Here is a 17,577-nt window from a genome sequence, read left to right on the forward strand (position 1 = left end):
CCTATCCCAAAAGCTTGCTAATCATTGAAGTCAATTTTCTTGCAACCATTTTCTTGACAAGTATATTTTTCATGTTCTTTGAAGAAGACTTACTCAGAGCCATTCCAATCAGGGCACCGATGATACTACCTGTAATAACATGCTTTGCAGAAATTAGTTTCAAAAATTAACACCTCAGCTTAATATTTTGTTCTCTTTTAATATTATTTCCTCAGGACTCAATATTATTTTTTTATTTTTGATATAGCTCCAAATACTTTCCACAACCTCATAACCAGTTATTTTAAGACTTTCAGAGTCAAACAATATGTCATCTACTATTCCAATTAAATTACCCCCCTCACCAATAACCTCTTTTGAAAGTATCTCATCTGCTTTGACTAGATAAGATTGCTCTATATACAAAACAGACCTTGAAACAATTAAAAGTTCATTATTTACTGATTCAACATCATTTGCCAGAATGTAAATATTAGATGGTATTCTAAATATTGCATTTTTCTGTATCTGAAAACCATAAATATTGCTATCTAAAAAAAACATATTGCAAATATTTCCCAAAAATCTTCCATCTACTAAAACTGCTGTTCTGCCCTTTAATCTTTTGAAAGAGACTTGCATTTTATTTTTTAAATCTATCCTTATTTAGCTGTCTAACTTTATATTATTCACAATATCAGCGATAGTTATAACAAAATCTTCTTTGTGCTCAGCAATTTTTTCCTCCTCTTCATATAAATCCTTGAGAGAAAGACCTATTCTTCGCCTTTGCTCATCAATTTCAATTATCTTTGCTTTTATTTTATCTCCAACTTTGTATAAATTGTGCAGTCTTTGGTTATAACCAAGTGGAATATTAGACACATGCACAAACCCATCCAGTTCACAGTCTAAAATCCAAACAACAAGTCCAAATGAAAGTACCTTTGTTACCTCTACATCCACAAGCATGCCTAAGTATAAGTTTTTTACCTTTTTTATCCATTCATCTTCTTGGGTCTTTTTTATACTTAAGTAAATCTGCTTTTTTTGTTTGTCTATATCAATTACTCTTACCTTAACCTGTTCACCTACCTTAAATAATCTTTTCACATCCTCAATTCTTTTAGAATAACTAATCTCACTTGCTGGTACAAAACCACGTAAACCTTCAAAGTTAACCACAATTCCTTTTTGTCTTATCTCGGCTATTACTCCATCATAGTCCTTATTAAAATCAAGACTTTCTATAGCCTGCTGTATTTTTTCCTCTTGAGCTTGTCGCAACAGAGATTTTCTACTGCCAAAAGCTATCTTCTTATTGGTATCAATATCCACAATCTCAACTTCAAAAACTTTACCTATGACAGAAGATGACACCTCTTCTGCCCATTGGGAAATGGGAACAAACACACTAATTCCTCTGAACTCACCTACAATACTCTTTTCTCTAATCTGTTTTACAACAATCTTAATCGGTGTTTTGCTCTCAAACTTTGCCATAAGTTCTTTAAATCCGTAAATACTGTCAGCTTTCAGTTTTGACAGTACAACATTTCCCTCTTCATCAGACTCTTTAATGACCACAGCTTCAATTATTTCATTTTCTTTAAATATGTTTTTTAGGTTTACATTGGCATTTTTGAAAATTTCATTTTTGTAAATTATTCCTTCTGCCTTATATCCAATATCAACAAGTAGGTAGTCTTGTTCAACCTTTATTATTTTTCCTTTTACTATCTCACCTCTTTTTATTTCTGCAAAACCTTTGTCAATAAGCTTTGCAAAGTCTTGATTATCTATCTGATTAAATCTCTTTTCAAGTATTTCTACTATTTCATTTATCTGCTCTTGTGAAGTAGAAGCTCCAGCTGTTATCCCAATCTTTTTTACCATAGTAAAATCAATACCCTCTAAATCTTGGGGTCTCTCTATAAAAAAAGTTGGCTTAATGTCTTTAATTGCCTGATACAATTTGTTAGTATTAGAGCTCTTTTTATCTCCTATAACAAGCATCACGTCAACGTCGCGTGCAAGAGTTTTTGCCTCTTCTTGTCTGGTTATGGTAGCTTTGCAAACTGTGTCAAACACATTGTAGTCTGTATTGTTTTCAATATACTCTTTTATCTCATGCCATTTTGCATTGTCAAAGGTGGTCTGGCATACAACAACAGCATTTCTACCTAATTGGCTTATGGCGTCCTTGGCTTTTTCTAAACTATCTATAACTATGCACTTTCTGCCTTTTTCAACATGACCTATTATGCCCTTGACTTCTGGATGGTTTATATCACCAACAACTATCACATCCAAGCCATTTTCAGAGTTTTCTCTTACAATCTCATGAATTTTCTTGACATATGGGCATGTAAAATCATAGACCTTAGAGGCTCTCTTTTCAATCTCAGAAAATTCATCCATCGAAACACCATGTGAACGAATAAATACAATGTCACCTTTTTCAATTTCATTTATATTTTCAATTACCTTGACATTCAATTCTTTAAGTTTTTCAATAACATAACTATTATGTATAAGCATCCCATAGACCTTTACACTTTTGTCTTTGTTTGCTTTAGCCCAAGCAATAACCCCATTTACTGCTCTTTCAACCCCGAAACAAAAACCTGCATTTTTTGCCACTTTAATAATCATCTTGACCTACTTCTCCTTTTTCTTATTGTTTGTTTTTAAAATGAGCTCTTTAACATTTTGCATAATTGTATCAACTATCTTCTGATTGTCTTCATCTTTATTTGTAAACTCAAGAGGTTTACCAATTCTAACCGTTATCTTGCCGAACAGTCTTACCTTGCCACAAATTGCAACTGGTAACACTTTTGCTCCAGTTGCTTTTATGACTGTAGCAACTCCTTTTTCCCCTCTTAAAACTATCTCATTTGTTCTATTTCTTTTACCTTCGGGGAATATTCCCAAGATGTTATTGCTCCTTATAACTTCTATTGCTTTCCTAATTGCACCAATATCACTCTTTCCTCTTTTGACAGGAAAAGCTCCAAAAGCTCTTATAATGGGTGAAAGCCACCATATTTTAAAAAGTTCACTTTTTGCCATAAAATAAACACGCTCATCAAATATCAGAATAATTAACACGGGATCAAGGTAACTTCTATGATTTGCACAAATAATATATGGAGCATTTGGAATATTTTCTCTACCTTCAACCCTTATCAAGAAAATACATTTTAAAATACCATATGCCACCTTTCGAATAATATTGACAAGGAAGTTATACTTCATTTCCTATCACCTTATAAAATAGCTCTAAAACCTTTTGTAAAACTTCTTCAATTGTCAGATTAGTAGAGTCAATTACAATAGCATCTTCTGCAACTCTAAGCGGTGCAAGCTCTCGTGTCATATCATTAAGGTCTCTTTGCTTTATCTCATCAAGAAGTTGATAATAATCAACTTCATAGCCTTTTTCTTTTAATTCTAAAAATCTTCTCTTTGCTCTTTCCTCTGCCGTTGCTGTCAAGAATATCTTTAGCTCAGCATCAGGCAAAACATATGTGCCAATGTCTCTTCCGTCCATTATAACGCCTTTTTGTTTTGCCAAATCCTGTTGAATTTTGACAAGCCTCTCTCTTACCTCTTTTATTTTGGATACATCAGATGCATACATCGAAACAGTTGGCTGTCTTATTTTTTCTGTAACATCTTCTCCATCTAAAAACACAAGCTGATTTCCATCAATAAGTCTAACTTGGATATCTGTGTTGTTTAAAACCTCAAGTATTCTCTCTACCTCATTTGATTTTATATTACTATTTAGAACCTTCAATCCTATCGCTCTGTACATTGCACCAGTGTCGATGTGAATGTATCCAAGTTTTTTAGCTAAAAGCTTTGAAATGGTACTCTTTCCAGCCCCAGCAGGACCATCAATGGCTATGTTGATTTTTTTCATCTACTTCCCCCTCTGTCAATTCAAATCTTCTCTCAAAGACCTTGCTCTTTTCAAATAAACATGTTTGGGTTTGAAAACTGAATCTTTCTGGATAAGTACAAGGACTCTTATACACTTTTCAAGCGCACCTTCAATGTCAAGTTCTTGAGCGCATATCAATGGCACATCTGTAAAACCCATTAGTCTTGCTGCATATGCAGGAAATGTTGATTTTAAATCCTTTGTCATTGTAAATAAAATAAAAACAATATCATCTTTTTTGATCTGATTTTTTTCAATAATCTCATTTAAAAGCTCTTGTGTTGATTGAATTATATCCTCTTTTGAATCTGTATCAACTGTAGTTGCTCCTCTGATTGCAAAAACCAATTTCCTTTCCCCCTACAAAAACTTTTTTTATATAACCCTGTGGCCAAGCCCAATAGCAACTTCATTAAGATGTAAAAGCCCTATTCCAAAAAAAATTGCAACTGCAACATGCTCATTATACCTTGCAATGCCAATCTTTCCTCCCACGTTTAGACCTATTGCTTTTTGCATAATCTGAGATATTGCCTCCCTTGTTGCCCCAGCTACTGCCCCCTCTTCCTGATGCACTTCCGCTATTACCCCTTCTCTTTTAGCTGCAACAACCGCCCTTTCAATTATCTTCATCACCGATGTGATAAATTCTCCACCGAAGTCAACTGCTGCACATCTAATTCCAATTTTTCCAAAATCATCTTGAATCTTTTTTTCTTCTTGTCTGCTTTGGCTCAAGGCTATCAAAATAGCTGCTCTTGAAACCTCCCTGCTACCAAACTCCTTTTTGTCCATACTCTCTGTACCCCACTTTTTAAAAAATTATATCACTGGATATCTTTGAATAGTTTGCAAATGAGACATATCATTTAAAAGACTAAGCATTCTTCTATTCTCCTTTATATCTACAATGCTCAGGCTGGCATTGCCAAACCAACATTTTTTATAAAAATCTAACGATAACTCTAAAAGGTAAATAATAGAAAGTTTTATTATTCCTCCATGTGTAACTATGACAACGTTTTTATAAGGTTTATTCAAAACATCTTCAAAAAAGCTCTTTACTCTTTCCATAACATTATATAAGCTACCTTCACCAGGAAAAGTAGCTTTTTCAGGGGCATCTTTCCATAATTTGTATTGCTCAGAATACCTTTCTTCAAGTTCTTCAAAATTCAAACCTTCCCACTCACCAAAGTTTATTTCGTTCAGTTTGTCTGTAAGTTTTAATGGGATATTCGGGTGAAAACTTTTAATTTGGTTTGCTGTCATATACGCTCTTTTTAATGTGCTTGAGAAAATAATGTCAATCTTTTCACTCTTTAGGCGTTCAGCAACCTTTTTTGCCTGCTCAATCCCTGTTTGATTTAAATCTGTATCAATACAGCCCTGGACCATATTATACTTATTCCAATCTGTTTCACCATGTCTAACAAGATAGAACCTTTTCAAGTTGCATCACCTATTTTTCCTTTTCATATACCTGAAATTCATCCCAAATCTCTTCTAATTTTTCAAGTGTTTTGGCAACCTCATCCTTTTTCCTAAGTCCTGTGGCAACAATCAATGCATTGATTACACTCAAAGGTGCAACCAGTGAATCAGCAAATGAAACCATGTCACTCCTGCATATCAAAACATAATCACTATATTTGCAAAGCGGTGAAATTCTACTATCTGTAAGTGATACAATTCTTGCACCTTGCCTTTTTGCATACTGTAAAACCTTCAGTGTGCGTTTAGAATACCTTGGAAAACTAATACCTATAATGAGGTCATCACTTGTAATTCTGAAAACCTGTTCAAATATGTCGCTTATACCACTTGTTGTTATTACCTTTACATTATCTAAAATCATGTTTAAATAGAATCCTAAAAAATCAGCAAGCGCAGCTGAACTTCGAATTCCAATGATGTATATTCTTTTCGCACCCACAATCTCGTCAACAACCTTATTGAATGTGTGCTCATCAATCTGCTCTAATGTTTGTTTAATCTTGTCCATGTCCGAAAGAAGAACACTTTTTAAAACCTCGTTTTCGTTTATCCTACTTGCAGAAAGCTCTATCCTTTGCACCGATGTCAGTTTGCTCTTCATAAGTTCTTGCAATGCACGTTGAAACTCTGGATAGCCATCAAACCCCAATCTCTCAGCAAATCTGACAACAGTTGACTCACTCACACCTACACAGTTGCCGAGGGCAAGCGCTGTCATATAAGCAGCTTTTTCTCCGTGCTCTAAAATAAACTGGGCAATCTTTTTCTGCCCTTTACTAAACTCTGGCATAAGTTCAATAATCCTCGATTCTAAATCTTGACTCATCTCTGCATTTCTCCTTACGTTTGGTAAATACTGATGACAATCTTATTGTGGTTTTTTGAAAGTCCCACAATGATATTCTTGTCTTTGAGACTCTTGTTCATAAAATCTATTATCTTATAAAGTGGTGCATCTTCTTCAAACTCCATTGATGATATTAGTTCAAGTTTTTCATTTTCCATGGTTATTTTAGCCCTTCCTTCTTATTTGTTTTTGTCTTTGTTAATAATTATATCATAATGCCACTTTTGTTATAAGAGAATTTTAAAAAAGAAGAGGAAAGCACTTAAAAAGTTTGCACTTTCCTCTATATCGGATAGACCTTGTTTTCTTGTACAAGCCCAAAGTCAATTTTGTACTTTTTTGCAGCTCTTAACTTAAAATAGTTTTCAGCGAGTTGCGGAAATAAACAATATGTGACAACATCTGTGTCATTTTCAATATACTCTTTTATTCTCTCTCTGGCATTTTCAAGTTCAGGCGGTAGCAAATCTGCTGGCCTTACTTCAATTTCTTTCTCGTTCCCCAAAATCTTTTTCTTAACCTCTTCGTTAACCTTAGCAGGCGGTCGGCCATATTCACCTTTGAAATACGCTTTTGTCTCCTTTGTAACAAGTTTATATCTCTCGCCAGCTATGACATTTAAAACAGCTTGAGTTCCAACAATCTGGCTTGTTGGTGTAACAAGAGGAGGGAACCCAAAGTCTTCTCTGACCCGTGGCACCTCTTTTAAAACCTCATCAAGTTTGTCTTCATGGCCTTGTTCTTTTAGCTGAGATATAAGGTTAGAAAGCATTCCACCAGGAATTTGATAATGCAAAGCATTTATGTCAACACTCAATACTTTTGGGTCAAGAAGTCCTTTTTTCAAATACTCTTCTCTGAGAGTTTTAAAATATTCACTTGCCTGATTAATTCTATCAAAGTTAAGTTCAGGGTCAAACTTTGTGCCTTTGAGAGCATATACAATTGTCTCAGTGGGTGGCTGAGACGTACCTAAGGCAAGGGGAGAAAGTGCTGTGTCTATACCATCCACCCCTGCTTCTATTGCTTTAAGATACGTCATTGAACCAAAACCTGTTGTGTAATGTGTATGAATGTGTACAGGGATATCAATCTCCTCTTTTAAAGCTTTCACAAGATTATACGCTTCAAACGGCGAAAGTAGTCCTGCCATATCCTTAATACAAAGTGAGTCTGCACCTAAACTTTCTATGTCTTTCGCAAGCCCTACATAATTTTCGATTGTATGATAGGGTGATATTGTGTATGAAATTGCAACCTGAGCATGGGCACCTTCCTTTTTTGTTGTTTTCAAAGCTACTTCAATATTTCTAAGGTCGTTAAGGGCATCAAATATTCTAATAATGTCAATCCCATAGAATATAGCCTTTTTTACAAACTCAACTACAACATCATCAGGATAATGCCTATATCCTACAAGGTTCTGGCCTCTCAGAAGCATCTGTAGCTTTGTCTTTTTAAATGAAAGTTTTAATCTTTTTAACCTTTCCCAAGGGTCTTCTTTGAAAAATCTCAAACATGCATCAAAGGTAGCACCGCCCCAGCACTCAATTGAGTAATATCCAGTCTCATCAAGTATAGGGGCAATCTCTAACATCTGGTCTGTTGTCATCCTGGTTGCAATAAGTGACTGGTGGGCATCTCTCAAAATTGTCTCTGTTATTTTAATTCCCATAACAATAAACCTCCGCAAAGTTAATCAATTTCAAATAACAAATCACCTTTTGAAACTTTTTGCCCTTCTTTGACATATATCTTTTTTATCCTACCTTCTGTTGTTGGCAATATTTCGTTTTCCATTTTCATAGCTTCAAGGACTAAAACAGGGTCTTTAAGAGAAACCACTTCACCTTCATTTTTAAGAATTTTTACAATTGTACCAGGAAGCTGGGCATGCACAGCATTTTTGTTTGAAGACAAATTATGGGTATTTTCTTGACTATGCTCTTTTTTTGGTACCTCAGCTGGTTTTTCCATCTGAAACTTGGGTCTTGAAAAGCTTAAGCTATCTTTTTGAGAATGTGTAATTTCTTCTACTTCAACTAAAAACTCTTGGTCATTTATCCTGACTTTAAATTTTCTCATATGTCCTTTACCTCCATTTAGACAACATTTGACTTTGTTCGAGCATCATCTGTCTCGAGATTTTTTTCCATTTACTCTCCTTCTTTGTTACATTAGTAATTCTAAAGTTGCCGTCCTCTAAAATCATGGCAAGGCATGCACAGATGCATGCAAGCTCTTCTCTTGTAACAGTAGCTGTGCCACTTCGCGAAATAGACATATACAAACACTCCTTTTTTGTTATTCTAAACAGCTGTTTTAAAGTGGAATATTGCCATGCTTTTTAGGTGGTCTTGACTCTCTTTTTGTCGCTGATATATTTAAAGCTTCAATAATCTTATTTCGCGTAAACTTAGGTTCAATAACATCGTCAACATATCCCCTTGCAGCAGCAATGTAAGGGTTTGCAAATTTCTGTGTGTACTCTAAAATTCGTTTTCGTCTTTCCTCTTCAGGATTTGAAGCCGCTTGAATCTCTTTTCTGAAGATTATATTCGCCGCACCATCTGGACCCATTACAGCTATTTCTGCCGTTGGCCAAGCAAACACAAAATCTGCTCCGATATGTTTGCTGCTCATCGCTATATAAGCCCCACCATATGCCTTTCGTAAAATAACATTAATTTTGGGAACTGTTGCTTCTGAGTAGGCATACAAAACCTTTGCTCCATGACGAATTATTCCATTGTGTTCTTGGTTAACACCTGGTAAAAAACCAGGTACATCCGTAAATGTCACAATTGGAATGTTAAATGCATCACAGAATCTAACAAATCTTGCTACCTTGTCTGATGAGTCATAATCTAAAACACCTGCATTTACTTTTGGCTGGTTTGCAACAATTCCAACGCTAAAACCACCTATCCTACCAAAACCCACAACTGCGTTTTGAGCAAAGTATGGTTGTACTTCTAAAAACTCTTCATTGTCAACAACTTTGTATATAACGTCTTTCACGTCATATGCCTTGTTTGGTTCATTAGGAATGAGATTTTCAAGCTCTGGTATCACTCTTTTCTCTGAATCTGAAGATATTACATATGGCGGGTCATCCATGTTATTTGAGGGTAAGAATGATAAAAGATATTTAATCATATCAAGTAATGTGTACTCATCTTCTGCTATAAAATGAGCAACACCACTTTTTGAATTGTGAGTAAAAGCACCTCCAAGCTCTTCCAAGGATATCTCTTCGCCTGTCACTGCTTTTATTACCTGAGGTCCTGTAACAAACATCTGGCTTGTCTTGTCAACCATAAAAATAAAGTCCATAATCGCAGGAGAGTACACAGCCCCACCTGCACAAGGGCCCATTATAGCTGCAATTTGGGGAATTACACCAGAAGCCATAGTATTTCTGAAAAATATCTCGCCATAGCCGGCCAGTGCATCTACCCCTTCTTGAATTCTTGCACCGCCAGAGTCGTTAATGCCAATTACAGGACATCCATACTTCATAGCCAAATCTAAAACCTTACATATTTTCTTTGCATGCATCTCGCCAAGTGAACCGCCTATAGATGTAAAATCTTGTGCATATACAAATACCTTTCTGCCGTTTATGGTTCCATACCCTGTAACAACTCCATCTGATGGTACATATGTTTCTTTCATATCAAACTCCTGGCATCTATGTTCAACAAACATGTCAATTTCGCTAAAACTTCCTTGGTCGAGTAGATACTCAATCCTCTCTCTGCAGGTGAGTTTTTTGTTTTCGTGTTGTTTTTTTACTTTATCTTCTCCACCAAGCTTTAGTATCCTCTCGCGTCTTTGCCTGAGTTCTTTTAGCTTGTCTGTCATCAAAAATCCTCCTTGAAAATAGTTTATCATGTAGTATTAATATCTGGTATTAATATATTATGCTAATTTCTATTTTATAACACAAAGAAGCTTTTAGCAAGAAATTTTTGTATAAAAACGCAAAAAGGGCGTGACTAAATTCCTCTTTTAAGGTGAGCAAACTTAGTCACACCCGTATTCTGTTCACATTTTTTTATTTTTTCACTCGATTAAAAGGATAAGTTCTCTCACAATCTTTGCAGCAAGAAGAGATGTCCTGTCTGAGATATCATAATAGGGAGACACTTCTACAACGTCAACACCCACAACGCTTAGGTCTTTCATCTTCAAGATTATTTCCAAAAACTGCGATGAGGTCAAACCCCCTGGCTCAGGTGTTCCAGTACCAGGCGCAAATGCCGGGTCAACAACATCTATGTCAATTGATAAATATACTTTTTTGTTTTTTAATTTTTTAACTATCTCAAAAAGGTTTTCTATTTCATAAACAAAAAATATATTGCTGTTTTCTCTTGCAAATGATATCTCATCCTCAGAGCCAGACCTTATGCCAAATTGGTATAGATTATTAAACCCAACAACCTCTCCAGCCCTTCTCATCACTGTCGCATGAGAAAGCTTTTCACCCAGGTAGTCGTCTCTCATATCAGCATGAGCGTCAAAGTGTAAAACAACAAGGTCGCCATATATCTCTTTTGCTGCCTTTATCAGTGGAAAACTGATAAGATGCTCTCCACCCAAAAAAATAGGAGTTTTGCCATCATTAAATACCTTCTTTGCAAACTCATATATTATATCAATACACTTCCCCACATTTCCAAATGGAAGCTCCAAATCTCCCATATCACAAAAGACTTTATTAAATAAATTTTTATCTTGGTATACTGAATACTCCTCAAGTCCAACTGAAACTTCCCTTATTTTGCTCGGTCCAAAACGCGAACCAGGCTTAAAACTCACAGTAAAATCCATGGGTATTCCAGCAAGTACAACCTTACTGTTTTCATAATCATTCGATGAGCACAGAAAAGAGTTCTTATAAAGATTAAAACTCATTCATTTCCCCTCTACTCAATGATTTTCTGAACAAATGTAGGCAATGCAAAAAGTGCCTTGTGAAGTTCAGGGTTGTAATATCTCGTATCAATTCTCTTTATCTTTGAGACGTCAATCTCAAGGGGGTCATATTTTTTAGAACCCATTGTAAAGCTCCAAAGTCCACTTGGATATGTTGGAATAAAACCAAGATATAGTCTTGTTATTGGGAAGATAGATTTTATTGAATGAAATACATTTCTAATTAAATCTTGATCATAAAATGGAGACTCTGTTTGTGCAACAAAAAGTCCATCTTCTTTTAGACACTCATATACTGCTTGGTAAAAGTTGCTTTCAAATAATCCCACTGCTGGTCCAACAGGATCAGTTGAATCTACTATTATGACATCGAACATATTTTTGTTTTCAGAAACAAACTTTATTCCATCTGTGATTATAACCTCTGCCCTCTTGTCATCAAGTGCACAGCTTATCTCAGGAAGATATTTCTTGCTCGCTTCAATTACCTCTTGGTCAATCTCTATCAAATATGCTTTTTCAACCTCTTCATGTTTTAATATCTCTCTTATGACTCCACCATCCCCTCCACCAATAACTGCAACCTTTTTGGGATTAGGATGAGTAAACAATGGAACATGTGCTATCAACTCATGATAACAAAACTCATCAACAATTGTTGTCTGCACAGCCCCGTCCAAAACAAGCATTTTGCCAAATTGTTTTGTCTCAAGTATTGCTAAATCTTGATACTTTGTCTTTGCTGTGTATATGGTCTTAGTTATCTTACATGTAAACCCTAAATCCGGTGTTTGTTGCTCGGTAAACCACAATTCCATCTCAGCCAATTTTTATAACCTCCTCACCTTAAACTTTAAACAACAGTGAATATATTACAATATCCTTATTCAGAATTCAAGTTATTAATTTTTTCTTCCAAGTCCATCAATATACTTTAATATCTTATTTTTTTCAATGACCTCTGAAAATGAAATATACTCAGAAGCCAAATTTAAAGCTGCTACAACAAATAATGCTATCCATATCACAACATTGTTTACGCTTATATTATAAAGCTTGCTTATAATTACAAAAAATATATATCCTATCAAATTTGAGCCTGCATCGCCTAACATATACACTTCTTTTATATCACCAATAAAAATAGGCACCAATAAAATCAAAAGTGAAATGTAAAAAGGACTCCAATTAATAAAAAATCCAAAGAGTACTAAGAAAACAAACAGTGCCTTTATACACCTGCCAGGTCGCAAATCAAACAGATTAAACAGGTTCACAGAAAGTGATCCAAAGACTGTGTACAGAACTGTTTTAAGAATATCCTCCGTAAGATATAAACTTCCTGCAAAAAGCACAAAAGGAATCACTATCATCTTTAAAAGTCCTGTTGAAAGTTCATGCTCTTTCAAAAGCCTTTTGATATGTCCTTTAAATCCTTTGCTTTTATTATCACCAAATATGTCATCAATAAAACCTACTGCTGAGATAGCCAAAAAGCTCAACCCAATAACTAAAAAATTTATTTTGGAGACATAACAGTATATGAAAAAGGTATAAAAAGTCAATACAAATCCTAAAACAATACCAATACCGCATGGAATTTTTTTACCTTTATAATTTTGTTTGAGTAACCTCTCTTTTTTCTTAAAATACACCACCGAAACATACAGAAACAAAATCTCAGTCAGAATTGACAATGCAAGTATATATGCATAAATTTTTTTACAACCTCCACCATTTAGTAATAAAAACTATAAATATATCCTTTAGCTGATGCAATTTATGTAAAAGATCTCGTACACTTTTCCCTTTTTCATCATGAGTAAAGTCAAATGGAACTTCTACCATCTCATAACCTTTTTTCAGAAAATCTATCAAAGTTGAAACTTCTACACCATATCTTTTAGGAATATACTTTATTTCATCAATTGCAGAAAATGGGATTATTCTCTGACCACTCAAAGAATATTCAACAGTTCTGCCAGTATAAAACTTGACAACAAACTTTGCGAATGCCTTGACAACTCCAAAACCTCTCTTTTTTACATTTATAGGATAACCAATAACAATCTTATTTCCATTGAGAAATACATTTTTTAAAAACTTCTCCACACTCTTTTTATCAACTTTCAAATCACTATCCAAAAGAACTACCTTGTCACATTTTTCATTTTTGAGATAATCAAAAGCAGTCTTCAAAGCTGCACCCTTTCCCTTGTTTTTCCCATGCCTCAATAAAATACACTTCTCATTTGAAATGTTTACCTTTTCTTTTGAACCATCATCAACCACAATTAACCTATCTACAAAAGAAAAACTACCTACCATTTCAATTAATTCATAAAAAGATATAGGCGGATTGTAGGTTGGTATTACAACAGCCACTTTCAAGACTTTTTTCTTCCTCTCTTAGATTGTAAATGAAAATCTCTATTGAGTTGGCAATGTAGTATTTTGATATTTCTCAAGCTCAACAAGCAAACTTGTCCTTCGTTTTTCTAAAGCCTTCTTTGCATCTTCAACATTTATAAAATTGGTAGGTATTATAGAAGTTGCCCCCTTTTTGGTACCATAATTGCCACTATTCCCTCTGATTAGCTCAATTAAAGAAACCCTGCCACTTATCTCATCCACATTGTCAACCGTGCTAAGCCCCATACTTTTATAGTATTCACAATAATTTATCTCGCTGTATGACTGCTGAAGTCCTATTACATTTAAACTGTCTATATCATTTAAAAATTCGACTATCTTTCTATCAAGTTTATTAAAATTATTGTTTTGAACTGTATTGCCCCCAGCTAAAATGATGGTATCTGATATTCCTGACAAAAGCCTGTTCTCTTCTATATATCTCTTTTCAACAAGTTTTTTTACCAAATCACTCTTTATATCAAAGACAGAATATATAGCAATATCTTTTATGGCATCATCAGGGAATTTATAACCGCTGAAATCAACTGACAATTCCTTCTCGGTGTTTTCAATATTTAAAAATGAACTTTTGATTTTTATGACCTTGTTTATTTTAATTCCATTTTTCCTCAAAAAATCTATCAAATCATTATAAGAATAATCTGTAGATGTGATTATCAAGCTCACAGTTGACTCAGCCTTTCCTATTTTAAGATAAGCACTCACAAGTGCGTTATTTATCTTATCCTTCTGTGCAATTTGGTTTTTGTACTCATCAATCTCTTTGCTAAGTCTGTCGTTTTCTTTTTTTAAAGCTACAAGATTTTTATCTATTATATTCAGCTGCTGCTGAAACTGTTTTTGAACAAATTTTTCACTGTTCAAGGAAAAACCAATTACAATCCCAATACCCAAGGCAAGAAAGATAGAAGCAATAGTTATTATAAAGTATTTTACTCCTATTCCATTCATTGTTCTTACCTCAAGATTACTCTTAGTTTTAACTGAATCAAATAAAAGAAATACTGAAAAGGAGGAGTTACCATTAAAATTGCCAATATTGGAATTAAAGCAGAAAGTATCAAAACTCCTATATACTTTAGACTTACCCTTTCTGTGTAGAGTTTCGACACACCCCGCGCATCAACAAGCTTTGAACCAATTTTGAGCCTAACCAAAAAGGTACTGGACATACCTTTCCTTCCCTTTTCTAAAAAGTCAAGCATGCTGCTATGTGAACCAACTGAGACTATCAGCTCAGCACCTTTTTCATACGCCAAAAGTAAAGCTACATCTTCACTTGTTCCAGGACATGCAACAACCTTTGCTTGAAGCCCTAAGGACTCAATGCGCTTTAATCCTGGTGCGTATCCGTTTGGATATGAGTGGACAACAATCTCATCGCACATAAATAGACTCTCTTCTGAAACGCTATCCATATCTCCAATTATTATATGAGGTTTAATTTTCTCTTGCAGCAAGGCATCTGCAGCACCATCCACTGCTATTATTACAGGTTTTACTTCCGTAATATAACTTTTTATGGCTTTTATATCCTTTTTAAAACTACTACCACGTGTAACAACGAGAACATGTCTTCCAGCAATCTTGGTCTTGAGCTCAGGCATTTCAAACTGTCCTAATATGAATCCTTTTTCCTTTTTTGCATATTCAAAAGTATTTTCTATAAAATCTTCTAATAGATTTTCCATTTCTTTGAAACTCTTTTGGTAAAAATATTCAAATTCATCTTTTTTCAAGTATTTTGCCACACATAAATATTTACCATTTAGATATATCTTATCTTCTTTAATTTCCAAAAGATCGCCTTCCTTAATTTGGTTAAATATATCTTCACCTAAATCGTCAATAATTGTCACACCATTAGAAAGAAGAATCCTTGCTCCAAGGGCAGGAAATCTTCCTGTAAAGGATTTAGCACAGTTTACTATAATCTTTACTTTCTTTTCTAAAAGTGAATAAGCAGCAACCTCATCAATATCCTCATGCAATATTACTGGAATATCATCTGGTCTGAGTCGCTTAACCAAATTTTTCGTCTTTCTGTCAATCTTAACCTTTCCTTTTACCATTATTTATCACTCTTATTTTTTTGAAGTTTGGGATTAACAATCTCACGCCATGACAAGTCTCCCCTGTCAAGTGCTTTTATCAAAAGTTCTGCTGTTGCTATATTTGTTGCAAGTGGAATGTTGTGAACGTCGCAAAGTCTCAAAAGAGCATTCACATCTGGCTCATGAGGCTGTGCTGTCAGAGGATCTCTTAAAAATATCACCATGTCTATCTGGTTGTACGCAATCAAAGAGCCTATTTGCTGGTCACCACCAAGTGGTCCTGGTAAAAATCTGTGGACCTCAAGTCCAGTTGCTTCTTGAATTAGTCTTCCTGTTGTACCTGTTGCGTATAAAGTGTGTTTCGAAAGTATGAATTTATACGCTATAGCAAACTGAACCATGAGTTCTTTCTTTTTGTCGTGCGCAATAAGTGCTATATTCATCTTCTTCACCTCAAAACATAGTTTTTATATTTTCTCTGTAGATATTCTGAACTATCCCAAGCGATGCCATGGAGGTAAGCATAGAACTTCCTCCATAGCTTATAAAAGGTAGCGGAATTCCTGTTACAGGCATAATACCAAGTGTCATAGCGATATTTACAAACATTTGGAAACCGAACATTCCAGCAATTCCTGCTACAATGTATGAACCGATCTTATCTTTACAATCAGATGCTATCTTGATTAAATTTATAATTAACAAAGAATAAAGTACTATTATTACTATGCATCCAACAAATCCTATCTCCTCACCTGCTACCCCAAATATAAAGTCTGATTCCTTGACAGGTAGATAATTTAACCTATTTATAGTACCCATAAAAAGCCCTTTTCCAAATAGTTTACCAGAGCCTATTGCAATTTTTGAATACATGACTTGCCAACCTTTACCTAATGGATCAAGCTCTGGGTTAAACAAAATTCTCACTCTATCCTTTTGATAATCAAGAAGTATAAACTCCCACGCAATGGGTATGAACACAGCAAGTGCCCCCATTGCTATATAAAAGTACCGAAGGCTTAAACCTGCTACAAACAGAATTGTCACAATTATTGCAACAAAGACCGAAGCTGTTCCTAAGTCAGGTTGTTTGAGAACAAATACTATAGGTATGATAGCAAAAAACAAAACTTTTGCAAGATTTTTAAAAGTATTAATGTTTTCTTGCATTGAAACAGCCTTTGCAAAAAATATTACTATTAAAAGCTTAGAAATCTCAGATGGCTGGAACGATAAAGGTCCAATTTTAATCCACCTTTGGCCGCCCAACACATTTATTCCGTTGATATCAACATAAAGAAGTAGTCCTATCATTATCAAATAAATAATAACATAAAAGTTGGTCAGAATTCTATAGTCAATTATTGAAAATACAAAAAATAGAACAAAACCTAAACAAAACCAAATAACTTGGGATACTACCAGCTTATACTTACCTGTGTCAAGTATATTGCTTGCACTTGCAATCAACACAAAACCTATGACACACAGCAAAATCATCAATACTATTAAAAAAACATTATACCTTTTTTTTATTGTTTCCTCATTCTGAACAATCATCAATTTTCAGCCTCATCATTCATAATTTCTGATTTTTTTACAGACTTTATTGGTATATTTGCAATCAAAGCAGGTACAAATTCACCTTTTTGCTCAGAGGGAGTTCTTGTTATCTGAATCTCCAATAGTTTATCATCAATTACTATATATTTTTGTATCGCATTCAGTATTTCATTTTTGATAAGCTCTAATAGCTCAGGCGAGACATTTGCCCTGTCATGGATTAAAACAAGTTTTAACCTTTCCTTTGCGATGTCTTTTGAAGATTGCTTGTTAAAAAACTTGTTAAAAAATTCAAACATCAA

23 protein-coding genes are annotated in these 17,577 nt (G+C 34.5%); all 23 read right to left on the reverse strand.

Going from position 1 to position 17,577, the window contains the following annotated elements; translation table 11 throughout:
- Window position 1 precedes the first annotated feature (1 nt).
- A complete protein-coding gene (locus ELD05_RS14000) occupies window positions 2–163 on the reverse strand; it encodes a hypothetical protein (protein ID WP_164742586.1) in 162 nt (53 codons plus the stop codon).
- 11 nt (window positions 164–174) lie between these two features.
- Window positions 175–561: a PRC-barrel domain-containing protein gene (locus tag ELD05_RS06835; protein WP_241243656.1), complete on the reverse strand. Its 387-nt coding sequence runs from the start codon at window positions 559–561 to the stop codon at window positions 175–177.
- Window positions 562–645: 84 nt separating this feature from the next.
- Window positions 646–2,634, reverse strand: a complete 1,989-nt coding sequence (gene ispH, locus ELD05_RS06840) for a 4-hydroxy-3-methylbut-2-enyl diphosphate reductase (RefSeq protein ID WP_127351844.1) — start codon at window positions 2,632–2,634, stop codon at window positions 646–648.
- Window positions 2,635–2,640: 6 nt separating this feature from the next.
- A complete protein-coding gene (locus ELD05_RS06845; RefSeq protein WP_127351845.1) occupies window positions 2,641–3,240 on the reverse strand; it encodes a lysophospholipid acyltransferase family protein in 600 nt (199 codons plus the stop codon).
- Complete coding sequence (cmk, locus tag ELD05_RS14420) at window positions 3,230–3,910, reverse strand: (d)CMP kinase (protein ID WP_127351846.1); 681 nt, start codon at window positions 3,908–3,910, stop codon at window positions 3,230–3,232. The genes ELD05_RS06845 and cmk overlap by 11 nt, the downstream gene beginning before the upstream one ends.
- A 15-nt stretch (window positions 3,911–3,925) precedes the next feature.
- Window positions 3,926–4,279 carry a chorismate mutase gene (gene aroH, locus ELD05_RS14425; RefSeq protein ID WP_127351847.1) on the reverse strand — a complete coding sequence of 118 codons (354 nt, stop codon included), beginning with the start codon at window positions 4,277–4,279 and terminating at the stop codon, window positions 3,926–3,928.
- A gap of 27 nt (window positions 4,280–4,306) precedes the next feature.
- Entirely contained in the window at window positions 4,307–4,726 is a 420-nt protein-coding gene (locus ELD05_RS06860) for a HutP family protein (RefSeq protein WP_039767742.1), read from the reverse strand.
- Between the two features lie 27 nt (window positions 4,727–4,753).
- Complete coding sequence (locus ELD05_RS06865; protein ID WP_127351848.1) at window positions 4,754–5,383, reverse strand: histidine phosphatase family protein; 630 nt, start codon at window positions 5,381–5,383, stop codon at window positions 4,754–4,756.
- 10 nt (window positions 5,384–5,393) lie between these two features.
- Window positions 5,394–6,254, reverse strand: coding sequence for a MurR/RpiR family transcriptional regulator (locus ELD05_RS06870; RefSeq protein WP_127351849.1), 861 nt, complete (start codon window positions 6,252–6,254; stop codon window positions 5,394–5,396).
- A gap of 14 nt (window positions 6,255–6,268) precedes the next feature.
- A complete protein-coding gene (locus ELD05_RS06875; RefSeq protein ID WP_127351850.1) occupies window positions 6,269–6,433 on the reverse strand; it encodes a DUF4264 family protein in 165 nt (54 codons plus the stop codon).
- A 125-nt stretch (window positions 6,434–6,558) separates the two neighbouring features.
- On the reverse strand, window positions 6,559–7,950 hold the full coding sequence (locus tag ELD05_RS06880; RefSeq protein ID WP_127351851.1) for an oxaloacetate decarboxylase subunit alpha: 1,392 nt from the start codon (window positions 7,948–7,950) through the stop codon (window positions 6,559–6,561).
- A 20-nt stretch (window positions 7,951–7,970) separates the two neighbouring features.
- Window positions 7,971–8,360, reverse strand: coding sequence for a biotin/lipoyl-containing protein (locus ELD05_RS06885; RefSeq protein ID WP_011917402.1), 390 nt, complete (start codon window positions 8,358–8,360; stop codon window positions 7,971–7,973).
- 7 nt (window positions 8,361–8,367) lie between these two features.
- Window positions 8,368–8,559, reverse strand: a complete 192-nt coding sequence (locus tag ELD05_RS06890; RefSeq protein WP_127351852.1) for a hypothetical protein — start codon at window positions 8,557–8,559, stop codon at window positions 8,368–8,370.
- 38 nt (window positions 8,560–8,597) lie between these two features.
- Entirely contained in the window at window positions 8,598–10,142 is a 1,545-nt protein-coding gene (locus ELD05_RS06895) for an acyl-CoA carboxylase subunit beta (RefSeq protein ID WP_127351853.1), read from the reverse strand.
- 201 nt (window positions 10,143–10,343) lie between these two features.
- A complete protein-coding gene (gene speB / locus ELD05_RS06900) occupies window positions 10,344–11,198 on the reverse strand; it encodes an agmatinase (RefSeq protein WP_127351854.1) in 855 nt (284 codons plus the stop codon).
- An 11-nt stretch (window positions 11,199–11,209) separates the two neighbouring features.
- Window positions 11,210–12,037 carry a polyamine aminopropyltransferase gene (gene speE, locus ELD05_RS06905; RefSeq protein WP_039767786.1) on the reverse strand — a complete coding sequence of 276 codons (828 nt, stop codon included), beginning with the start codon at window positions 12,035–12,037 and terminating at the stop codon, window positions 11,210–11,212.
- Between the two features lie 84 nt (window positions 12,038–12,121).
- A complete protein-coding gene (locus ELD05_RS06910) occupies window positions 12,122–12,712 on the reverse strand; it encodes a hypothetical protein (protein WP_241243657.1) in 591 nt (196 codons plus the stop codon).
- Window positions 12,713–12,941: 229 nt separating this feature from the next.
- A complete protein-coding gene (locus ELD05_RS06915; RefSeq protein WP_241243687.1) occupies window positions 12,942–13,604 on the reverse strand; it encodes a glycosyltransferase in 663 nt (220 codons plus the stop codon).
- A 45-nt stretch (window positions 13,605–13,649) separates the two neighbouring features.
- Window positions 13,650–14,606, reverse strand: a complete 957-nt coding sequence (locus ELD05_RS06920; RefSeq protein ID WP_127351857.1) for a copper transporter — start codon at window positions 14,604–14,606, stop codon at window positions 13,650–13,652.
- Between the two features lie 5 nt (window positions 14,607–14,611).
- Window positions 14,612–15,727, reverse strand: a complete 1,116-nt coding sequence (gene steA / locus ELD05_RS06925; protein WP_127351858.1) for a putative cytokinetic ring protein SteA — start codon at window positions 15,725–15,727, stop codon at window positions 14,612–14,614.
- Complete coding sequence (gene mgsA / locus ELD05_RS06930; RefSeq protein ID WP_011917393.1) at window positions 15,727–16,152, reverse strand: methylglyoxal synthase; 426 nt, start codon at window positions 16,150–16,152, stop codon at window positions 15,727–15,729. Before mgsA ends, steA begins: the two co-directional genes overlap by 1 nt.
- Window positions 16,153–16,162: 10 nt before the next feature.
- On the reverse strand, window positions 16,163–17,272 hold the full coding sequence (rodA, locus tag ELD05_RS06935; protein ID WP_127351859.1) for a rod shape-determining protein RodA: 1,110 nt from the start codon (window positions 17,270–17,272) through the stop codon (window positions 16,163–16,165).
- Window positions 17,272–17,574 carry a cell division topological specificity factor MinE gene (gene minE, locus ELD05_RS06940; protein ID WP_127351860.1) on the reverse strand — a complete coding sequence of 101 codons (303 nt, stop codon included), beginning with the start codon at window positions 17,572–17,574 and terminating at the stop codon, window positions 17,272–17,274. Before minE ends, rodA begins: the two co-directional genes overlap by 1 nt.
- Between the last annotated feature and the right edge of the window lie 3 nt (window positions 17,575–17,577).

Source organism: Caldicellulosiruptor changbaiensis (assembly GCF_003999255.1).
In the GTDB taxonomy this organism is placed as follows: domain Bacteria; phylum Bacillota; class Thermoanaerobacteria; order Caldicellulosiruptorales; family Caldicellulosiruptoraceae; genus Caldicellulosiruptor; species Caldicellulosiruptor changbaiensis.

Excerpts from the sequence above, each read along its gene's own strand:
- ispH (WP_127351844.1), bottom strand. The coding sequence starts at position 2,634 with ATGATTATTAAAGTGGCAAAAAATGCAGGTTTTTGTTTCGGGGTTGAA.
- ELD05_RS06845 (WP_127351845.1), bottom strand. The coding sequence starts at position 3,240 with ATGAAGTATAACTTCCTTGTCAATATTATTCGAAAGGTGGCATATGGT.
- cmk (WP_127351846.1), bottom strand. The coding sequence starts at position 3,910 with ATGAAAAAAATCAACATAGCCATTGATGGTCCTGCTGGGGCTGGAAAG.
- ELD05_RS06860 (WP_039767742.1), bottom strand. The coding sequence starts at position 4,726 with ATGGACAAAAAGGAGTTTGGTAGCAGGGAGGTTTCAAGAGCAGCTATT.
- ELD05_RS06870 (WP_127351849.1), bottom strand. The coding sequence starts at position 6,254 with ATGAGTCAAGATTTAGAATCGAGGATTATTGAACTTATGCCAGAGTTT.
- ELD05_RS06875 (WP_127351850.1), bottom strand. The coding sequence starts at position 6,433 with ATGGAAAATGAAAAACTTGAACTAATATCATCAATGGAGTTTGAAGAA.
- ELD05_RS06880 (WP_127351851.1), bottom strand. The coding sequence starts at position 7,950 with ATGGGAATTAAAATAACAGAGACAATTTTGAGAGATGCCCACCAGTCA.
- ELD05_RS06885 (WP_011917402.1), bottom strand. The coding sequence starts at position 8,360 with ATGAGAAAATTTAAAGTCAGGATAAATGACCAAGAGTTTTTAGTTGAA.
- ELD05_RS06890 (WP_127351852.1), bottom strand. The coding sequence starts at position 8,559 with ATGTCTATTTCGCGAAGTGGCACAGCTACTGTTACAAGAGAAGAGCTT.
- ELD05_RS06895 (WP_127351853.1), bottom strand. The coding sequence starts at position 10,142 with ATGACAGACAAGCTAAAAGAACTCAGGCAAAGACGCGAGAGGATACTA.
- speB (WP_127351854.1), bottom strand. The coding sequence starts at position 11,198 with ATGAGTTTTAATCTTTATAAGAACTCTTTTCTGTGCTCATCGAATGAT.
- speE (WP_039767786.1), bottom strand. The coding sequence starts at position 12,037 with ATGGAATTGTGGTTTACCGAGCAACAAACACCGGATTTAGGGTTTACA.
- ELD05_RS06920 (WP_127351857.1), bottom strand. The coding sequence starts at position 14,606 with ATGAATGGAATAGGAGTAAAATACTTTATAATAACTATTGCTTCTATC.
- steA (WP_127351858.1), bottom strand. The coding sequence starts at position 15,727 with ATGGTAAAAGGAAAGGTTAAGATTGACAGAAAGACGAAAAATTTGGTT.
- mgsA (WP_011917393.1), bottom strand. The coding sequence starts at position 16,152 with ATGAATATAGCACTTATTGCGCACGACAAAAAGAAAGAACTCATGGTT.
- rodA (WP_127351859.1), bottom strand. The coding sequence starts at position 17,272 with ATGATTGTTCAGAATGAGGAAACAATAAAAAAAAGGTATAATGTTTTT.
- minE (WP_127351860.1), bottom strand. The coding sequence starts at position 17,574 with ATGTTTGAATTTTTTAACAAGTTTTTTAACAAGCAATCTTCAAAAGAC.